This window comes from Roseivivax sp. CAU 1753 (genome assembly GCF_054482575.1).
Genome location: NZ_JBTLRF010000006.1, coordinates 96,939 through 116,186 on the forward strand (window position 1 = coordinate 96,939; position 19,248 = coordinate 116,186).

The window sequence follows — 19,248 nt, forward strand, 5'->3', positions numbered from 1 at the left end:
GCGACGGTATCGCTGAGCGTCGCCACGTTGCCCGCCGCATCGGTCGCGGTTGCGGTGACGTCCAGCGTGGTCTCGCCCTGCGGCAGGTCGGCGGCGGCGTAGGACACCGTCCAGCTGCCATCCGCGGCGACGGTCGCCGATTGCGTCACGCCGCCCATGCTGACCGAAACGGTCGAGCCGGGTTCCGTCGTGCCGGTCAGGGTCACGCCCTCCGCGGCCTCGGCGGCGTTGACGATGGCGTCCGCTCCGCCCGGGGTCGAGGTGATGGCGAAGTTGCTGACCAGCGTGTCGATGGCGACGGTATCGCTGAGCGTCGCCACGTTGCCCGCCGCATCGGTCGCGGTTGCGGTGACGTCCAGCGTGGTCTCGCCCTGCGGCAGGTCGGCGGCGGCGTAGGACACCGTCCAGCTGCCATCCTCGGCGACGGTTGCGGGCTGCGTCACGCCGCCCATGCTGACCGAAACGGTCGAGCCGGGTTCGGTCGTGCCGGTCAGGGTCACGCCCTCTGCGGCCTCGGCGGCGTTGATGGTTCCGTCGCCGCCCAGGGCTGCGGTGTCTGCGGTCAGCGAGATTTCGGTATCGACCACGATGGCATCGGTGATCACGGTGGTGTTGCCCGCGGCGTCCGCTGCGGTGATGGTGACGGCCTGGCTGTAGGTGCCGGTGCCGACCGCGTTCGCATCAAGCGTCAGCGACCAAGTCCCGTCGGTGACGGTGGCCTCGTGGATCATGCCGTCGATCTCGACCATGACCATGGCCCCCGGCTCGACGCTGCCCGACAGGGTTACGCCGCCCGCCTGCATCTCGGCGTTGATCAAGGTGCCGGTGCTTTCGGTGCCCGAGTCCACATCCAGCGGCGGTGCGGTGACATCGATGTCGAAGATCGGACCGGAGAGATCGGTGACCAGACCATCGGGATCGGTGACAACTGCCGTCACGGTGTAGTTGCCGTCATCCGGGAATTGGTCGCCGGTGAAGACCACGGCCCACGAGGTATCATCAGCCGCGACGGTTTCGATCTGCTGGTCGCCGATGGTCACGACGACCACGGCCCCCGGCTCGGCGACGCCGGTCACGGTAATTTCCTGCGCGTCGTCGCCATAGATCGTGACGGTTTCGCCAGCGCCATCTATGGCGGCCGGAACTGCCGACGGTGTGCCACCGCCGCCACCGCCACCGCCGTCATCATCGCCGCCCCCGAGCACTGCCGCGCCAACCACTGCCGCGCCCGCCGCCGCACCGAGGCCGGTGCCACCGGCCAACGTGGTGCCGAGCAGGCTGGTCGCGAGCATCGAGGTTTCCTCGTCCTCGACCATCATCGTGTCGGCAAGAACCGCCGGACTGTCGAGGAAGATCATCTCGTCGTTGGGGCTCCACTTGCCGAAGGTTTCGGCGGGGCCGTAGTTGGCGATAAGCACGCCGTCGCCCGCGTCGGTCAAAGTGACCTCGGAGAGGGTCCCTCCGGCGCTGATGAAGAGCCGCGCACCGTCGGCAGAGAAATAGTCCTGAATGACAACGGTCTGGCCATTGGCCAACTCGACCACAAGATCCGATTCCGCGCGCGCATATCCGCGCAAGCTGGATTCCGCCACATTGAGAGAGATGGCCTGTCCGGGAAGCGCCTGAATGGCGTAGGACTGGCCCTTGATGGGTACGGAACTGAACTGCACGTCGCCCGACGGGGCGCGTACAGCGACATCAATCGCTTGCATAATTTTTACCGCTCTTGCCTAGGGGGCAGCCTCTTGCCGGGCCGCCTTCCATTTAATTTATGTGGTCAGGGTACTGCGCTCGGCGGAATCGCGCCACAAAATTTTGACACATTTGTCTGATCGCCCCAATTTGGAGCGGTCTGTTGTGAAAATTCAACACTTGAAAACCGATCTGTCGCGCGCGAAATTTAAGATGTATTTCAGCATCTTGTATGCTTCCAGCGACCGCGGATTTGCCGGGGCGCGCCTGTGCGATCGACCGGGGTGGACGCGCCGCGGCCCCCCGTGCGCCTGCGCCATGTGACCAGACGACCGACCCATCTTGCCCGCGCTTGGGGGATTTACGGCAAGCATTTCACGCCGACCCGGCGGTCGGTCCGCCCAGGACGGGGATGCAGGAACGCCTAGCCCGCCCGAAGCAGGTCACGCACCGCAGGTTCCTTGAGCGGCTTCTTGTGCAAGGTCATCAGCAGGTCGGCAAGCTCCTGCTCGGCTACGCGCCGTGCGGCATCCTTTGGGGTAAACCAGCGCCGCTTGCGCTGACCTTTTTCCTTCCAGCGCCGTTTCAGCTTTTCCACCATCATCGGGTAGACCCGCACGACGCAGGGCACGATCTTGCCGCCATCGAGAACCTTGGGGTAGCGGTAGGTGCCGATGGCATCCTGACCGATGTAGCCCACGGCACCGGCCTCTTCGAGCGCCTCGATCTCGGCGGCGCGCCAGGGCTTCTTGCCATCCATTTCCCACCCCTTCGGCATCACCCAGCGACCCGTGTCGCGTGAGGTAACCATGAGGATTTCGACGTTGCCTTCCTTGGTCAACTTGAGGGGCAATGCCGCGATTTGCTCGCCTTCGATGGGCATTCTCTTCGGGCCTTCATATTTTTGTTGACTCTAACCCGTATCATCGATCCGTCAACGAATCATTCATATCCGGAGGGGCAGCAAGCCGGTATCCGTGGCGCAGCGCCGCGACCAGGGGGGCGGGCGTCAGGATGCGGCAGTCGGCCCCCGGACTGTCTGCCGCCACGTATCCTTGCCACGACCAGTGCCACCAGGATGCGCGCCACCGCAGCAGTGCCACGGCCTTGCCCGGACTGACAAACGTGCCGTCGGGCAAGGCGTTCGGGTCGGCGGCACAGGTCGGCGGATCGGTCAGGCGCGCGGCGTGCAGGTGGGCATCGATCTCGGCCGCGCGCGGCACCTGCCCAAGGGCCGGAACCGCCGCCGCAATCGTCGCGCGAAAGGCCAGATAGTCGGCGCGGCGGCATTCGGCGCAGGGGCGATGCCCTGCGGCCAGGGCAACCGCTTCATCCGAAAAGAACAGCTCGGTATAGCTGCGGGGGGTCATGACCCGGCGCTGTCGGCCCTTGAAGTCCAGCACGCAGGATATCCACGCCTTGCCGCGCCACCGCGCCCGCCCGAGCGTCCGGTCGGCCCCGTGCAGGCAGCCGCGATTGCCCATCAGACGACCGCGCGCGGGCACGGCGACGATCTCTCCGAACGGGGTGACACGGTTTTGCAGGGGCATCAGGCGCGATCTGGTTCCTCCGGTTGGGTCCGGCGCATGGGCCGGGGCAGGCAAAAGGCCGTGTCCGGTTGCCGGGGCGCGGCCTCGGGTCACTCTGGCGGACCGGAGACGACAAGTCAAAAATCATGATTTCAGGGGGTTAGAGGCGATCAGGACGGATGGAAGCCACGCATGGACCCAAGGACGTTCAACCGTTGATGTCTGACGGCCAACGCCATGACGGTGTCAATCCGGTGTCGGCGACCGAAAAACCCAGAAGGCATCCGTGAAACCCAACGCGCGGGCGGGCTGGGTCCTGTCGCAGACGCACGCGACAGACCGCGCACGATACCTCAGGAGCGCACGTAAAGCCGGCGTTGACGTGGTGCCGACCCGGGCGAACGCGACGGATCCTTCCCCCCGCCTGACAGATGCGATGCCAGCTTGCCGGGGGTTGGAAAGCGGTAGATGTCGACGATCCGCACCGGCATCCCGAGCTTCTCGCTCAGTGAAACGCGCAGTTCCATCGCGCGCATCGAATTGCCGCCTGCGTGGAAGAAATTGACGTCGCTGCCCACAGACGGCAGGCCAAGGATGTCGGCATAGATCGCTTGCACTTCGGCCAGCAGGGCCGGGGCATCGCTGTCCGGTGCGTATTTCCGGGCCGCGGTATCGGGCACCGACGATGTCTGCCCGCCCATGATCTCGGCGGGGACGCCAAGGGCTGTGCTGCCAGCCGGGACGTCGAACAATACCGCAGAGCATGCGCCGACCGTTGCCTCCTGTCCAACCACGAGGTCGGGAAGCACCGACGCATTCGAACCGATATAGGCGCGGTCGCCGATGCGGACGCGCGCATTGACCACCGCCCCGGGTGCAAGCACTGCCCCCGCACCGAGCGTGGCCCCGTGCCCGAGGACCGCCCGGGTGAAGACCACAGCGTGATCGCCGACCGTCGACAGGGCGGAGATGACGCTCCCGTCGTAGATGGTGACCGCCCGACCCAAGGTCGTGCCGCGCAGGTCCACGCTGGGATGGACAAGGCTCACCAGCGGTATCCCGAAGCTTTCGATCTTGGCGCGTGCGCCGTCGCGTCCCCGGGTCGAGAGTGCCACCAGGTTCACCGCCGCGTCGCCATCCCGATGATCGGCGAGCAACGTGAAGGGCCCCGCCACCGGGACCCCCATGATCTCGCGGCCATGTTTGACGGGATCATCGTCCAGAAGCACGATGCGATTCCACCGCTGCTCTGCATCGTTCACCGTAAGCGCGAGCCTGACCGCCTCGGGGTTCCCCGCGGCGCACAGATAGAGGGTTGTCATCGCGACGGCCTCCGGCGATGCGAATGATCCGTCTGGCCGGGCCGCAGTTTCACCGATGCGCCGGTTTTCCAGTCCGTACAGGTGTCGCACCGGGCGGGCAGCGCGTCGAACTTGTGGTCCAGGTGCAGTTGCCGATAGCCGCGCAGATTGGCCCACAGATCGACCAGACTGTCGTCCCAGGCGTTCCCGGCACTCTCTTCGCCCTCGGTATCACCCGGGCACCGAGGCACGCGACCGTCCCAGAACAGGTGCATCATGGTGATCGCCCAGGGGCAGGCGATACGCTTCTCGTTGGCGACATCGATTGCGGTTTCGAACTTCCCGCCCCAGCTTAGCTGCCTGCGAAGTTTCACCGTCGCCCCAAGCCCCAGCCAGTGATCGCGGTACTGCTCGAACTCCTGAACGTTGTCGTCCATCTCGATGAACTGGACCATGATCTCGGGTCCGACGTCGCGCCGACCGCGTTCTTCCAGCAAGAACTGGACATTGGCGTAGACGATGTCGCGGTTGCCGAGAAAGCGGTATTTTTCGTACGTCGCCTTTTCGAACCCGTCGATCCCGATCACGATCGTCGAAAGCCCGGTATCGAGCAGCCTTTGGGCCACGTCCTTGGTAAGGCGCATGCCATTGGTGTTGAGGTTGAGCGACAGCAAGCCCACGCTTCGGCCATAGTCCAACATCTCGATCAGGCGGTCCGGCATCAGCAGCGGCTCGCCGCAGAAAGAGAACCAGACGTTGGTTTCCGGGGCCACTTCGGCGATTTCGTCCGCGCATTTCTTCCACAGCTGCATCGGAAGGTTGCCCTTCGGTCGCTGCATCTGATCGTGGTGGCACATGGTGCAGTTGAGGTCGCAATCGGCGCAAAGCTCGACGGCGAATATCTTCGGAAAGGTCGGGTTCTTGAGCCTGGACTCGATGCGGGTCAGTTCGGCAAGATGATCAGAGTTTTCCACGCAATTCACTTCCATTCGCTGGATCGTTTGAATTGCCCCCACGCGCGAAATTACGGCAGAACCCGCGCCGCGGACTTGACATAAATCAATTTTCCGAAATTGTGCGCAGCCGGTGTGGTGGCTTTGATACAGCGTGCGGGGCAGGAAAATGGCGCGGCCCGCCCCCTGCCGATTGACTTGCAAGCCCGGTGCCCATCCGCCCCGTTGCAGGGCATCAGGCCATGCGCGCTGTCATCCGACGCCCTCATGCCAGAACAGTTGCAAGGTCATCCGGCGTCTGGTTCGCGGCCAGGCCGCGACATCAATCGGACGTGCAGAGATTTCAGACTTGATCATTCGATCCCCTTGTCTGATTTTCAGGCAAACCTGTGGCACACAAGGAGGTTGGCGCGCGACGTCTTGCACGCCTCCGAAGGTCGATCGGTGAAGTGGACGCAGGATGACAACACGGCACCGCACACGCAGCCTCGTGACCGGCGGGGCGGGGTTTATCGGATCCCACCTTTGCGACAGCCTGCTGGCCTCGGGGCATGAGGTGATTTGCCTGGACAACCTGTCTACCGGGGAGATGCGCAACATCGCGCATCTTCTCGGACACCGCAGCTTCGAATTTCTGCGCCACGATGTTACCCATCCCGTTCATCTCGAGGTGGACGAAATCTACAACCTCGCCTGTCCCGCGTCGCCGATCCATTACCAGCACGACCCCGTGCAGACGCTCAAGACATCCGTTCACGGTGCGATCAACCTGCTGGGCATGGCCAAACGCCTGGGCTGCAGGATTCTTCAGGCCTCCACCAGCGAAGTATACGGTGACCCGCTAGAGCATCCGCAGCGCGAAACCTATTGGGGAAACGTGAACCCTGTCGGCATCCGCTCTTGCTATGACGAAGGAAAGCGGTGCGCCGAAACGCTGTTCGTCGACTACCATCGGCAGCATGGGGTTAAGATCAAGATCGCGCGGATCTTCAATACATACGGGCCTCGAATGCGCCCGGATGACGGTCGTGTCGTTTCAAACTTCATCGTGCAGGCCCTGTCGGAAGACAGCATCACGGTACACGGAACGGGCGAACAAAGCCGAACCTTCTGCTATGTGGACGATCTGGTTGCGGGGCTGCGGGCCCTGATGGCGACGCCGGAGACGGTATCGGGCCCGGTCAATCTGGGTAGTGATCAGGAATGCTCGATCAAGGACCTGGCGGCTCTGGTCGCGGAACTGACCGATACGACCGCCGACGCCAAATTCACCGACAGGCCGGTCGACGACCCAAGTCGCAGACTGCCCGACCTTCGGCTGGCCGCCGATCTGCTTGGCTGGCATGCGCAAACCGATCTGAGAACCGGAATGCAGGCCACGATTCACTATTTCCGTGACGTGCTGCAGCGCGACGACGCGGTGCCGTTCGGGACGTCCCGTCGGTAATTCCTGTCCCGCGTTGCGCCACCCGAGAACCGGTGGCGGACAGGGATCGCGCGGTCGACGCTGGCCGAACGCACGGCGATTGCCGCCGGGCCCTTGCGGCGCGGCGGGCTCAGGCGGTCATCTGTGCGGAAACGGTCAGTCCTGGCCGCTCCGCGCAAGGATCAGGACTTCGATCCGCTTCAGTTCGCGCAGGATGCGCTCTGCGTGCAGATGCGGCGCCATGCCGGTCTTGATCTGCACGGCGAGGATCAGCGCCGTGGCCGAAGGCAGGCCGTATTTGAGCGCGCTCAGCGCATCGGTGGCAGCCAGAAACCGGAAGCCCCAGATGATACCCAGAATGAAGAGCGCGATATGGATCACCCAGCTGATCCAGAACACCCATGCCAACCGGCTGTTGCGCATGGCCCTTACCGTGCCAAGCCAGCCATGTGGCTGCGAAGAGCGCAAAAGATGCTTGTCGGTCTCGGTTGTCAGTTCGTCAACGCGCGTGTCGAGATAGGACATGACGCCTCTTTTCGTTAATGCCGCTTTTCTGCAGCGGCGGATACACCCGCGATGCCGCATCCGCAACGCTCAAGTCGGGGGCACCGTTCGTTCCGAGAGGACCCGCCCCATGGCCCCGCCGACACCTGCATGCGCTGCCTCGGGTCTTGGCTTCCCCGCCCGGACCAAGGGTTCTGCAGGTGGCTGCATTTTTGGATGGCAACCCACAGCCGCGCGGGCCGATCGCAGCCGTTGCGCACGGTCAGGCCCTCTGCCCGCCCTTTCGCCCGCCCTTCTGCCAATCCATCCTCGCGGCGATCCGTCAGTGCGACGGACGAGGCCCCTGCGCGCAAACGCGACCGGGCGGCAGGTGCACTTTGCGTCATGCGCACCGGCACATACCGGACACGCCAAAAGAAAAGCCGCGCACCCATCGGGATTGCGCGGCTTTTCGAAAAACTGGCGGACCGAGGAGGATTCGAACCCCCGACCCCCTGATTCGTAGTCAGGTACTCTATCCAGCTGAGCTATCGGTCCGTGAGGGGCGAATTATCCGCCGGGCCGCATGATTGCAAGAGGGCGCGGCGCAGAAAGTTGCGCCGCGGTCAGAGATCGCCCATCGGCAGGCGGATCACGAAGAGCGTGCCGGTCGCGTCCGAGCGCACCAGATCGAGCGCGCCGCCATGACCGCGCACCAGTTCGGCCACGATGGCCAGTCCCAGCCCCGAGCCGCCCTTGCGCGCGCCGCCCTGAAACGGCTGGAACAGGAACTCGCGCGCCTTCGGCGGCAGGCCCGGCCCAGTATCGCAGACCTCGATGATCCAGTGGGTGTCGTCGGCGCGGGCCGACACGTTGATCTCGCCGCTGCGGTTTGCGCCGGTGATCGCCTGCCGTGCATTGCGGATCAGGTTCGACACCATGCGGTGCACCTGTTCGGGATCGCCGCGCATGGTCAGTGATGCGGGAATATCCGCCGACAGAGACACATCGTCGTCACCGATGGCCAGGCGTTCGGCCTCGAGCACATCGTCGATCAGTTCGGCCAGGTTGAAACGGGTCAGCACCGGCGTCGGCTCTTCCGCGCGCCCGAAGGCCAGCGTGGTCTCGCACAGACTGACAGCGCGGGTGATCGAATTGACCAGTTTCGGGGCCATGCGCCGCACCAGCGGGTCCTCGGAGGTCTCGATCCGGTCGGTAAACAACTGCGCCGAGGTCAGGATGTTGCGCAGGTCGTGGCTGACCCGCGCCACCGCCCCGCCAAGCTGGGCCAGCCGTTCCTTCTGTTTCAGCGAATGGGTAAGTTGCGATTGCAGCGATTGCAGCGCCTCCTCGGCCTCGCGGATCTCGGTCACATTGGCCGAGGGCCGGATGATCTGGCGGGCGTCCTCGGGCGATCTGGCATAGGCCTGCATGTTGCGCACGACGGACTTGATCTGCTTGACCAGAAACTGCCGCACGGCCAGGAACAGCAGCCCCGCCGTGATCACCGAGATGAACAGCGAAAGCGCCAGAATGCGCAGACCGTAGTCGATCATCGCGGTGCGCAAGGCTGCGGTATCCATGGTCACTTCGATCAGAAGGCCCGCGTCGCGCGACGGGTTGCCGATGATGCGGATGATCTCGGGTTCGGGATCCACCAGCCGCGCAACCGCGTCGTAGATCAGCATGGCGGGGCCTGCCTCGCGCAGATCGAAGGTCTGCCCGATCGGCCCCGGCATCGGCGAGGACAGCACCAGTTGGCGCGCCGCGTCGCGCCGCAGCACGACGTTGAAGACGCCCGCATTGAGCAGCAGCTCTTCCTCGAGGTCGCGGTCGATCATGTCATCGGCCAGAAGCGCCAGCGACGCGATCTGCGCCCGCTCGAGCCGGTCATTGAGATAGTCGAGCCGGAAGCGGGCAATCGACGGGAAGAAGATGAACGCCTCTGCCAGCATCACGAACAGCACCGTGAGGATCAGAAATCGTCCTGAGAGGGTGCGGAACATGGGCGCTGCAGATCTCCTGCTGCTTAGGGCAAAAATCGCTGAACCAGGCCGACGACGCGCTTGACGGCGGCACTTTCAAATAACTTAGGCGAAAAGTAAGCGCCCGCCGCCCGTTTGTTAAGCTCTCCGTAGGTCGGATAGGGCGAAACCATGCTGGTGACGGCCTTCATCTTCATTCCGTTGGCGATGGCCAGGGCCCACAGGTTGATGTGCTCGCCCGCCTGATGCCCGACGATCGACGCCCCCACCGGCTTGCCGCCCGCCACCATGACCTTGACGAGGCCCGTGGTCTGCCGTTCGGCCTGGGCGCGATCATTGCCGTCGTAGTGAAAACGCACGACATCGAGCTTGTCGCCATGCGCCGCTTTCGCCTCGGCCTCGGTCTGGCCGACCTGCGCCAGCTCCGGCTCGATATAGGTGGCCCAGGGCAGATGGCCGGTCTTGGCCTTGGCAGGCAGCCCGAACAGCGCCGATTGCACCACGATGCCCGCGTGATACCCCGCGACATGGGTGAATTGCAGCCCGCCCGCCGCGTCACCGATGGCATAGACCTTGCGGTTGGTGGTCTTGAGGTAGTCGTCGACCTTCACGCCGGTCTTCGTCGTCTCGATGCCCGCCGCCTCCAGCCCGAGATCGCCGGTATTGGACTTGCGCCCCACCGCCATCAACAGGTGCGACCCCTTGAAGACGCGGCCGTCCTTGGTTTCGACCTCGATCGCCCCGGCGGTGCCGCGAATTTCCTTGGCCAGCGCGTCTTCCTCGATGGCGATGCCCTCGGCGCGGAGACTTTCAAGGGCGATGGCGGCCAGTTCGGGGTCGTCCTTGCCCAGCGCCTTCATGCCCTCGATCACCGTCACGTCCGAGCCGAGCCTGCGATGCGCCTGGGCCATCTCCATGCCGATGGGCCCGCCGCCGACGACCAGCAGATGCCGGGGCAATTCGCGCAGGTCCCACAGCAATTCGTTGGTCAGGTAAGGCACGGTGTCGAGCCCGGGGATCGGCGGCACCAGCGCGGTCGACCCGGTGGCGATCACGATCCGCCGCGCGGTGATGCGGGTGTTGCCTGCCTCGACCGTGTCTTCGGACACGAAGCGGCCATGCTCCTGGATGACCCGCGCGCCAAAGCCCTCGAACCGCTCGACGCTGTCATGCGGCGCGATATTGGCGATGACGCCATGGACATGATCCTTGACCGCCGCATAGTCGACCTGCGGCTCGACCGAGGCGATGCCGTATGTCGCCGCATGGCGCATCGCGTGGGCGATCTTGCCCGCCTTGATGATCGCCTTCGAGGGCACGCAACCGTAATTCAGGCAGTCGCCGCCCATCTTGTGCCGCTCGAGCAGGACCACGTCCGCGCCCATCTGCGCGGCCCCCGCAACCACCGACAACCCGCCAGAGCCGGCCCCGATGACCAGCAGATCCGTCTTGATCGTTTCCATGGCTCAGAGCCCTTTCTTGCCGCGCACGGCCTTGAGGATGATGGGCAGCGCCGCCAATGCGCAGAGCCCGAGGATGGGCAGCAGGATCTGCGGCTCGAAGATGATGCCGAGGTTCGGTGTCTCGCCCCTCTCGAACACCTGGCCAAGGCCCGCGCCCACCGAGGTATAGACCACCGCGCCGGGAATGATGCCCAGAAACGTGGTGACGACGAATCGCCAGAACCGCACGCCGACAAAGGCCGGGACCACGTTGGCGACAAAGAATGGCACGGCGGGGATCAGTCGGATCAGGAACAGCATTTCCCACTGGTTCTCGTCGATGCCGGTCTTGATGCGCCGCACCAGCCCGTCCGACGCGTTCATTTTCTGCGCCATCCTGTCGCCCAGCCCCCAACTGGCCGCCGAAAAGATCAGTGCCGCACCGATGGTGGCGCCGGTGACGTTGAACAGCGCGCCCGGAAAGGTCGCGAACAGGAACCCCCCGGTCAGCGTGGCAATGGTGGCCCCGGGCAGCGAGAAGGCCACGATCAGCACATAGGCCAGGATGAAAACCCCGACGGTCAGCAGGTAGTTGGCGTCGCGGAAGGCCAGCAAGGCCTCGCGGTTTTCGCGCAGGGTGTCGAAGGTCAGATAGTCGCGCAGGGTGAACGCCCCGATGGCCGCGACGATCAGGATGGCGATGAGCGGAAGGTTGCGCAGCAGCGGCGAGCGCCCGTCATCTGCGGAAGGATCGTCTTGGGGCGTGTCACTGTCCATTGGGATGGACCTCCTGAAATAACGGCGCGAAGGTGTCCCTATTACATGAAGCTCAACGCGGCCCTGCGACAGGCGTGTCACGGGTGCTTGATGGCAAAAGGCGGATTCGCGGGGTCCGGGGCGCCCTGGACCCGCATTCTGTAACAATCCGTGCGACACCGACCGGAAATTGTTGCAGAAGTCGCCGTCCGGGCGTTTGACTTGGGATTGCTTCTTGCCTATAGCGCGGTCTTCAAGAGATTCATCGGCTTGGCGGACGCTGTCCCCGCACGGCCAGAGACGACGGAGACAGACAGATGTCGAAACGCACGTTTCAGCCTTCCAACCTGGTGCGCAAGCGCCGCCACGGTTTTCGCGCACGCATGGCCACCAAGGCCGGTCGCAAGATTCTGAACGCCCGCCGCGTGCGTGGCCGCAAGAGCCTCAGCGCGTAAGCCGCATCCGGCTTCAGGGTTCACGAACATGACGCCGCCGAAGGCCCCCGACCCCCGGGACGGGACCCCGCCTTCGGCGGCGTTGTCTTGCGCCGGGGCCAAGCCACCGTCCGTCACGCCGCTGGTCACCCTGACCAAGCGCGCGGAATTCCTGCGGGCGGCGCGGGCTGACAAGCAGGGCGTGGGCTCCATGCTGGTACAGGGGCTGGCGCGCAACGACGGGTCCGATGCCGTGCGCGTGGGGTTCACCTGCTCCAGGAAGGTCGGCAATGCCGTGGCGCGCAACCGGGCCAAACGGCGTCTACGCGAAGCGGCCCGCGCGGTGATCGCCCGGCAGGGGCGGCCCGGCTGGGACTACGTGCTGATCGGCAAACGCGATGCCACCGCGGCGCGCCCGTTCGAGGCGCTGCAATCCGACCTGGCCCAGGCCTTGCGCAAACTGCATGGCCGGGCGTCGGATCGCCCGGCATCGCAGCGTCCGGCACCGGACGGTCGGACACCGCAAGACCGAGCCGCGAAATGAGCCCGCTCGCCCGTCTCTTCGCGCTGCCCGTTCATGGCTACCGGCTGTTCCTGTCGCCATGGCTGGGGCGGTCGTGCCGGTTTCAACCCACCTGTTCGGCCTACGCGCTCGAAGCGCTTGAGACCCATGGCGCGTTCAAGGGCGGCTGGCTTGCCGCGCGGCGCATCGCGCGCTGCCACCCCTGGGGCGGCAGCGGCATCGACAACGTGCCGGATTGACCCCTACCAGGCCTTGATCTGCTTGCTGTCCAACCGCCATGTGCCGGGCTTGTGATGCTCGAACCGGGCGGTGCCTTCATAGCCCAGCGGCAGGGCCTCCAGCCCGTCATCGGGGATGTCGATGATCGCCAGGGCGGTCGCGCCCGGTTTGACCTGCCAGTACCGGGTTTCCTTGTTGTATTCCATGTCGTGATATTCGAACACGCCCAGCTGCGAGTGCCCTTTCCAGGCCACGACCCCCTTGTCGCAGACCTCGCCCGGGGCCAGGAAATCGGCTGGCATGCAAAGCCATTTCTCGCCCAGGCCCTGCGGCGTCGACACGCCCGGTTTCGGCATGTCGGGGATCGTGAACCGCAGCGTCGCGCTTCGACCGCCGGTTGCCAGGATCACTTTGAAAGACGACATGGAGTCACTCCTGCGGATCATGCGTTTACCGTGTTCAAGCCGCTTGTTCCACGTTCCGCCGCCACCCGTTTGACGCAAATCAAGCCGCGCCCCGTTTGCCGCGCTTGCCGGTGCACGGCACTTGGCCTAGGGATGCCTGATGTTCGATGATGCCGACGATATCCATCCGCTTTTTGCCGGTGCCCCCAAAAGCACCGAATTCAAGAAGCTGCGCAAACGCATCGTGCAGGCCACCCGCGAAGCGGTCGATCAATACGGCATGATCGAAAAAGCGCCGGGCCTTGCCGAGGGCGGACAAAAGCCGAAATGGCTGGTCTGCATGTCGGGCGGCAAGGACAGCTATACGCTTCTTGCGGTGCTGCACGAGCTGCAATGGCGCGGGTTGCTGCCGGTCGAGCTTCTGGCCTGCAACCTCGATCAGGGCCAGCCCGGGTTTCCCGCGACGGTTCTGCCCGCCTTTCTTGAAAAGATGGGGGTGCCGCACCGGATCGAGTATCAGGACACCTATTCCATCGTGAAGGACAAGGTGCCTGCCGGGCGCACCTATTGCGCCCTCTGTTCGCGGCTGAGGCGGGGGCATCTCTACCGGATCGCGCGGGAAGAACGCTGCTCGGCGATCGTGCTCGGCCATCATCGCGACGATATTCTCGAAACGTTTTTCATGAATCTGTTTCATGGTGGGCGGCTGGCCACGATGCCGCCGAAACTGGTCAACGAAGAGGGCGATCTGTTTCTCTACCGGCCCCTTGCCCATGTCGACGAAGCCGATTGCGCGAAGTTCGCCAATGCCATGAATTATCCGATCATCCCCTGTGATCTCTGCGGTTCTCAGGACGGTTTGCAGCGCCAGCAGGTCAAGCAGATCCTCGATGGCTGGGAACGCAACAGCCCCGGGCGTCGGCAGGTCATGTTCCGGGCCTTGATGAACGCCCGTCCATCGCACCTTCTGGACCCGAAACTGTTCGATTTTGCCGGTTTGATGCGAAATTCAGCCCCGAATGACGCGAATACTCCGGAAATACCGCGTTTGCGTTAAGAGCGAATTCAGCGAATCAGCGCTAGCGTGCACGAGAACAAATACGAAACATTTGGTTCTGGTATCGCACGGGGGCGCGCGTTTATGACACGGTTGATGAGACAGGTTCTGACCTGGCCTCGGCGTATTCTGTCGGGTCCGCAGGCATTGGCTTTCCTGCCCGCGCTTGCCCTGACGGCGCATCTCATCGGCGGTCCGTGGCTGATGATGGCCCTCGCGGCGGGATTTCCGGTCTATCTCTGGCGGACCGGCGGATTAAACGCGTTGCACGTGCGGGCACCGCGTGCGGCACCGCCCAGCTTTCTCGATTCCGCCGCCGCGCCACTTGCGGCGGATGCCCTGCTGTCGGATGCCCGCGACATCAATCAAAGCGCCGCCTGTATCCTCATCGACGTCGGTGGGCTCGATCACGTGGCGCTGCAACTGGGCAGCGCCGCCATGCGGGCGGCCCAGGATCTGTGCCTGATCCGGATCAAGGCGCAACTGCGCCCGGGGGACGCGGCGTTTCGCATCGGCGACGCGCGTTACCTGGTGCTGGTGGGTCCGGCGGTGCATCTCGATCTCGAGGCGCTCTTGCAACTGGCCGCACGCCTTCAATCGGGTGTCGAAGATCCCGCCGCCCTGTCCGAGACGACCCATTTCCTCACCGGGTGCCTTGGCCTCGCGCATTCGCGCCGGATCGCGGCCGACGCAACCGGTGCGGGTTTCCTCGATGCCGCAGAAGCCGCCCTTGACGAAGCGCATCTGCACGGAACATCCGCGATCCGGGTCTGGTCACCGGTGCTCGACCGCAACGTCGCAACCCGGCGGATGATCCGGACCGATGTGGTCACGGCATTGGAGCAGGGCCAGATAGAGCCATGGTTCCAGCCCCAGATCTGCACCTCGACCGGACGTGTCAGCGGCGTCGAGGCTCTGGCCCGCTGGGTCCATCCCGAACGCGGCGTGATCACGCCGGGCCAGTTTCTGGCGGCGCTGGAACGGTCCGGACGCATGATGCGACTGGGCGAGGTCATGCTGTCGCGCAGCCTTGCCGCGCTGCACCAATGGGACCGTGCGGGGCTTGACGTGCCCGGTGTCAGCATCAACCTAGCAGAGGCCGATCTGAAGAACCCGCGCCTGTGCGAACGCATCAAGTGGGAACTGGACCGCTACGACCTTACGCCGGACCGCTTGTCCATCGAGGTGCTCGAAACCGTGCTTGCCAGCAGTGACGAATGCGTTGTCGCGCGCAATGTCGCGGCCCTGAGCGGCTTTGGATGCCGGATCGACCTCGACGACTTTGGCACCGGTCGCGCCCCGATCGCCACGTTGCGGCGGATGCCGATCCAGCGCATCAAGATCGACCGGTCCTTCGTGACCGGCATCGACGAGGATGCCGAACAGCGGCGCATCCTCACCGCGATCCTCAGCCTTGCCGACCGACTGGGCCTCGACACCCTTGCCGAAGGCGTTGAGACCACCGGCCAGCACGCGCTTCTGGCCCAGCTGGGCTGCGACTATGTGCAGGGGTACAGCATCGCGAAACCGATGCCTGCAGACGACTTCGCCGCGTGGCTGCCCGCACACGAAGCTCATATCGCCGACATTCCGCGCCTGCCGCGAAAAGCCTGAGGTCTTGCAAAGCGGTTCCGTTCCCGTGACGATGTGCCGAATGACCGGTGCCGCGAACGCCGCCGACACTCGAATCGACTTGACCTTCCGCCCCTCCGGCTGTTGAACCCGACACCACTTGCAGCAAGCACAGGTACGGGTCCAAATGGGCGATCAGAACAAGAACCTCATCATCGCGACGGCGCTCAGCTTTGCCGTGATTCTCGTATGGTTCCTGCTCTTTCCACCGCCGGAAGTCACCGAGGATCCGAACGCGACAGCGGTCACCGAGACGGTCGGCGCGCCGACCTCGACCACCGCCGTCGTTCCAAGCGTCGCGCCCGATTCAGCGACCGGCCCCAATTCGACCGGCACGCCCGGTGCCTCGGCAAGCGGCGTACAGACCGCCGCCCAGGCCCCCCGCGTCGAGATCGAAACACCCCGTCTCAAGGGATCGCTCTCCCTGCTGGGCGGTCGCATCGACGATCTGGCGCTCAAGGACTACACCGAGACCATCGCGCCCGGCTCTGAAATCGTGCATCTGTTCAACCCGGTCGGCGGCCCCGCGGCCTATTACGCCCTCTACGGGTGGGCGCCCGGCGCGGGTCTCGTGGCCGAGGACGTGCCCGGCCCGAACACCGAGTGGACGCTGGCAGGGGGCGACCGGCTGACGGTCGAGACCCCCATCGCGCTGGAGTGGCAAAGCCCGTCGGGCCTGACCTTCCGCCGGCAGATCGCCGTCGACGAGGACTTTCTCTTCACCGTCACCCAATCGGTCGAAAACCCCACCGACGCGACCCGCCGCCTGGCCCCCTACGGCATTCTGGCGCGCCACGGCGAACCGGTGAACGCCAAGAACTTCTTCATCCTGCACGAAGGGGCGATCGCCATGACCGATGGCGAATTGACCGAGATCGACTGGGGCGACATGACCGATCTGCCGGTTGTGCCGCAGGCCGGTGCGCGCGCCGAGATCCTGCAAGTGACCGACAATGGCTGGGTTGGATTTACCGATCACTACTGGATGGCCACGCTTGTGCCGTCCCCGGGCAGCGCCTTCCGCGCCTCGGCGAAATACGACGCCACCCGCGACATCTACCAGACCGAGGCCGTGCTACCGACGGTCGAACTGGCACCCGGCGCCGCGACCGAAGTGACCACCCAGCTTTTCGCAGGTGCGAAGGAATGGGACACCATCCGTGACTACCAGCGCAACGGGATCGACCGGTTCGTCGATTCCATCGATTGGGGCTGGTTCTTCTTCCTGACCAAGCCGATCTTCTGGGTTCTGCACAACCTCAATCAGGTGATCGGCAACATGGGCATCTCGATCATCACGTTGACGCTGCTGATCAAGGCACTGCTGCTGCCGCTGGCCTACAAATCCTACGTCTCGATGGCCAAGATGAAAGAGCTTCAGCCCGAGATGGAGAAGATCAAGGAGCGTGCAGGCGACGACCGCCAGAAGCTTCAGCAGGAGATGATGGGCCTGTACAAGAAGGAAAAGGTGAACCCCGCCTCGGGTTGTCTGCCGATCCTGATGCAGATCCCGATCTTCTTTTCGCTCTACAAGGTGATCTTCGTCACGCTTGAGCTGCGGCACGCCCCGTTCTTCGGACCGTTCCAGGACCTCTCGGCGCCGGACCCGACGTCGATCTTCAACTTCTTCGGCCTGATGCCCTGGGGCGCGCCGCCGGAAGGCTCGATCATGGCTCTGGTCTTCATCGGCATCCTGCCGCTGCTGCTGGGCGTCTCTATGTGGCTGCAGCAGAAGCTGAACCCGGCGCCCACCGACCCGACCCAGGCAATGATATTCGCCTGGATGCCTTGGGTCTTCATGTTCATGCTGGGCAGCTTTGCGTCGGGGCTCGTGGTCTACTGGATCGCCAACAACACGATCACCTTCACCCAGCAATACGCGATCATGCGCAGCCAGGGTTACAAGCCGGATGTGTTCGGCAACATCCTGTCCAGCTTCCGCAAAAAGGGCACCGACAAGACATGACCCCGCGCGTCACTGGCCCTCATGTCACCGGCCTGTGGCGACATCCGATCAAGGGTGTGGGCCGCGAGGAGGTGGCGCGGGCGAGCTTCACTCCGGGCGCGACCATGCCGGGCGACCGGATCTGGGCGGTGGCGCATGATGCCGCGGATGACGCTGCGCGCTCGGGTGCCTGGGCGTTCTGTCGCAACTATATCCGTGCCGCAGGCTCCCCCCGGTTGATGGCAGTCGCCTCGGCCTATGATCCCGCGACCGGGCTCATCACGCTGACGCATCCCGATCAGGACGCCATCACACTTGACCCGGAAACCGAAGGCGACCGCCTGATGGCATGGCTGGCACCGCTGGTCGCCGACAACCGGCCCGCGCCCGTGGCTGTCATTCGCGCGGCCGCACGCGGCTTCACCGACAATCCCGAACCCACGGTCACGATCTGCAACGCGGCGTCGCACCGGGCGGTCGAGGGGCGTGTGGGCAAGGCCCTGTCGCCGCATCGCTGGCGCGGCAATATCTGGCTGGACGGGCTGGCCCCGTGGGAAGAGTTCGACTGGCTGGATCGCAGCATCCGGATCGGCGATGCCACCTTCCGGGTGATCGACCGGACGGGCCGCTGCAGGGCCACCGAATCCAACCCCGACACCGGCATCCGCGATGCCGACACATTGACCGCGCTGGAAAGCTGGGGCCACACGGATTTCTCGGTCCAGGCGGTCTGTATCGCCGCGGGCGACATCGCAACCGGCAACCCGGCAGAGGTCATCCGATGAAGCTGCCCTTTCCGCTGGTCGACGCCCCCGATGCGCAGACCGCCGAGGCCGCGCGCCTCCTGTTCGCGCGTGGCACGGAGTTTCTCAAGGGCGTCGTCGCCATGGACGGGCTGCCCCCGGGTGACCGCGCCGAAATCTGCTTTGCGGGCCGGTCCAATGTCGGCAAGTCCAGCCTGATCAACGCGCTGACCGGTCGCAAGGGTCTGGCGCGGGCGTCGAACACGCCGGGCCGCACGCAAGAGATCAACTTCTTCACCCTGGGAGAAAGCCACTACATCGTCGATCTGCCGGGCTATGGCTATGCCAATGCGCCGCTGCCCATCGTCGAGAAATGGCAACGCCTGCTGAAGCAGTACCTGTCGGGTCGGGCCAACCTGCGCCGCGCCTTCGTGCTGATCGACACACGCCACGGCATCAAGGCGGTCGACGAAGAGATCATGACCCTGCTCGACCGGGCAGCGGTCACCTTTCAGGCGGTGCTGACCAAAGCCGACAAGGTCAAGACGTCCGAGCGTGACAAGGTCCTTGATCAGGTCCGCGAGAAGCTGTCAAAGCACCCCGCCGCCTTCCCCGAGATCGTGCTGACCTCGTCCGAAAAGGGCGAAGGCATCACCGAGTTGCGGGCGATTATCGCCGGTCTCGACTGACGCCGTACCGTGGTGCTTGCACCGCTCGCCCGCAG

19 protein-coding genes and 1 tRNA gene are annotated in these 19,248 nt (G+C 64.6%); 9 read left to right on the forward strand and 11 right to left on the reverse strand.

From position 1 onward, the window contains the following. The 5 genes from ACXYMN_RS13705 to ACXYMN_RS13725 form a co-directional block, all read right to left on the reverse strand. On the reverse strand, window positions 1-1,712 hold a 1,712-nt coding region (locus tag ACXYMN_RS13705), incomplete at its 3' end, for an Ig-like domain-containing protein (protein ID WP_459014277.1). 404 nt (window positions 1,713-2,116) lie between these two features. Further along, window positions 2,117-2,575, reverse strand: a complete 459-nt coding sequence (locus ACXYMN_RS13710) for an NUDIX hydrolase (RefSeq protein ID WP_459014278.1) — start codon at window positions 2,573-2,575, stop codon at window positions 2,117-2,119. A 40-nt stretch (window positions 2,576-2,615) separates the two neighbouring features. Beyond that, window positions 2,616-3,242 carry a hypothetical protein gene (locus tag ACXYMN_RS13715; RefSeq protein WP_459014279.1) on the reverse strand — a complete coding sequence of 209 codons (627 nt, stop codon included), beginning with the start codon at window positions 3,240-3,242 and terminating at the stop codon, window positions 2,616-2,618. Between the two features lie 332 nt (window positions 3,243-3,574). Next, window positions 3,575-4,543 carry a phosphopantetheine-binding protein gene (locus ACXYMN_RS13720; RefSeq protein WP_459014280.1) on the reverse strand — a complete coding sequence of 323 codons (969 nt, stop codon included), beginning with the start codon at window positions 4,541-4,543 and terminating at the stop codon, window positions 3,575-3,577. Further along, complete coding sequence (locus ACXYMN_RS13725) at window positions 4,540-5,511, reverse strand: radical SAM/SPASM domain-containing protein (protein WP_459014281.1); 972 nt, start codon at window positions 5,509-5,511, stop codon at window positions 4,540-4,542. The genes ACXYMN_RS13720 and ACXYMN_RS13725 overlap by 4 nt, the downstream gene beginning before the upstream one ends. Window positions 5,512-5,965: 454 nt before the next feature. Here ACXYMN_RS13725 and ACXYMN_RS13730 point away from each other — a divergent pair, with 454 nt between their 5' ends. Continuing rightward, the gene (locus tag ACXYMN_RS13730) at window positions 5,966-6,922 is read left to right on the forward strand and encodes a UDP-glucuronic acid decarboxylase family protein (RefSeq protein WP_459014282.1); all 957 of its coding nucleotides are present in this window, start codon (window positions 5,966-5,968) and stop codon (window positions 6,920-6,922) included. Between the two features lie 135 nt (window positions 6,923-7,057). Here ACXYMN_RS13730 and ACXYMN_RS13735 read toward each other — a convergent pair whose 3' ends face one another. The 5 genes from ACXYMN_RS13735 to ACXYMN_RS13755 form a co-directional block, all read right to left on the reverse strand. Next, the gene (locus ACXYMN_RS13735) at window positions 7,058-7,426 is read right to left on the reverse strand and encodes a DUF6768 family protein (protein ID WP_459014283.1); all 369 of its coding nucleotides are present in this window, start codon (window positions 7,424-7,426) and stop codon (window positions 7,058-7,060) included. Between the two features lie 439 nt (window positions 7,427-7,865). After that, window positions 7,866-7,942 (reverse strand) — tRNA-Arg (locus tag ACXYMN_RS13740). Between the two features lie 68 nt (window positions 7,943-8,010). Continuing rightward, window positions 8,011-9,390 (reverse strand): sensor histidine kinase, encoded by a 1,380-nt coding sequence (locus tag ACXYMN_RS13745; RefSeq protein ID WP_459014284.1) that lies wholly within the window; start codon window positions 9,388-9,390, stop codon window positions 8,011-8,013. 23 nt (window positions 9,391-9,413) lie between these two features. After that, a complete protein-coding gene (locus ACXYMN_RS13750; RefSeq protein WP_459014285.1) occupies window positions 9,414-10,832 on the reverse strand; it encodes a dihydrolipoyl dehydrogenase family protein in 1,419 nt (472 codons plus the stop codon). A gap of 3 nt (window positions 10,833-10,835) precedes the next feature. Beyond that, window positions 10,836-11,588 carry a TVP38/TMEM64 family protein gene (locus ACXYMN_RS13755; protein WP_459014286.1) on the reverse strand — a complete coding sequence of 251 codons (753 nt, stop codon included), beginning with the start codon at window positions 11,586-11,588 and terminating at the stop codon, window positions 10,836-10,838. 296 nt (window positions 11,589-11,884) lie between these two features. On the opposite strand from ACXYMN_RS13755, the gene rpmH reads away from it, so the two are divergent. From rpmH to yidD, 3 genes are read left to right on the forward strand one after another with little or no spacing between them, the layout of a single operon-like run. After that, a complete protein-coding gene (rpmH, locus tag ACXYMN_RS13760) occupies window positions 11,885-12,022 on the forward strand; it encodes a 50S ribosomal protein L34 (RefSeq protein WP_459014287.1) in 138 nt (45 codons plus the stop codon). A gap of 28 nt (window positions 12,023-12,050) precedes the next feature. After that, window positions 12,051-12,545 (forward strand): ribonuclease P protein component, encoded by a 495-nt coding sequence (gene rnpA, locus ACXYMN_RS13765; protein WP_459014288.1) that lies wholly within the window; start codon window positions 12,051-12,053, stop codon window positions 12,543-12,545. Then, window positions 12,542-12,763: a membrane protein insertion efficiency factor YidD gene (yidD, locus tag ACXYMN_RS13770; protein WP_459014289.1), complete on the forward strand. Its 222-nt coding sequence runs from the start codon at window positions 12,542-12,544 to the stop codon at window positions 12,761-12,763. Before rnpA ends, yidD begins: the two co-directional genes overlap by 4 nt. A gap of 3 nt (window positions 12,764-12,766) precedes the next feature. Here the strand turns inward: yidD and ACXYMN_RS13775 are convergent, their stop codons facing one another. Further along, complete coding sequence (locus ACXYMN_RS13775) at window positions 12,767-13,168, reverse strand: hypothetical protein (RefSeq protein ID WP_459014290.1); 402 nt, start codon at window positions 13,166-13,168, stop codon at window positions 12,767-12,769. A 139-nt stretch (window positions 13,169-13,307) separates the two neighbouring features. Here ACXYMN_RS13775 and ttcA point away from each other — a divergent pair, with 139 nt between their 5' ends. The 5 genes from ttcA (at window position 13,308) to yihA (ending at window position 19,213) form a co-directional block, all read left to right on the forward strand. Continuing rightward, on the forward strand, window positions 13,308-14,204 hold the full coding sequence (ttcA, locus tag ACXYMN_RS13780) for a tRNA 2-thiocytidine(32) synthetase TtcA (protein ID WP_459014291.1): 897 nt from the start codon (window positions 13,308-13,310) through the stop codon (window positions 14,202-14,204). 96 nt (window positions 14,205-14,300) lie between these two features. Continuing rightward, window positions 14,301-15,818, forward strand: coding sequence for an EAL domain-containing protein (locus ACXYMN_RS13785; protein ID WP_459014292.1), 1,518 nt, complete (start codon window positions 14,301-14,303; stop codon window positions 15,816-15,818). A gap of 145 nt (window positions 15,819-15,963) precedes the next feature. Beyond that, window positions 15,964-17,802, forward strand: a complete 1,839-nt coding sequence (gene yidC / locus ACXYMN_RS13790) for a membrane protein insertase YidC (protein ID WP_459014293.1) — start codon at window positions 15,964-15,966, stop codon at window positions 17,800-17,802. Further along, window positions 17,799-18,566, forward strand: coding sequence for an MOSC domain-containing protein (locus tag ACXYMN_RS13795; protein WP_459014294.1), 768 nt, complete (start codon window positions 17,799-17,801; stop codon window positions 18,564-18,566). Before yidC ends, ACXYMN_RS13795 begins: the two co-directional genes overlap by 4 nt. Beyond that, window positions 18,563-19,213: a ribosome biogenesis GTP-binding protein YihA/YsxC gene (yihA, locus tag ACXYMN_RS13800; RefSeq protein WP_459014295.1), complete on the forward strand. Its 651-nt coding sequence runs from the start codon at window positions 18,563-18,565 to the stop codon at window positions 19,211-19,213. The genes ACXYMN_RS13795 and yihA overlap by 4 nt, the downstream gene beginning before the upstream one ends. Window positions 19,214-19,248 lie beyond the last annotated feature (35 nt).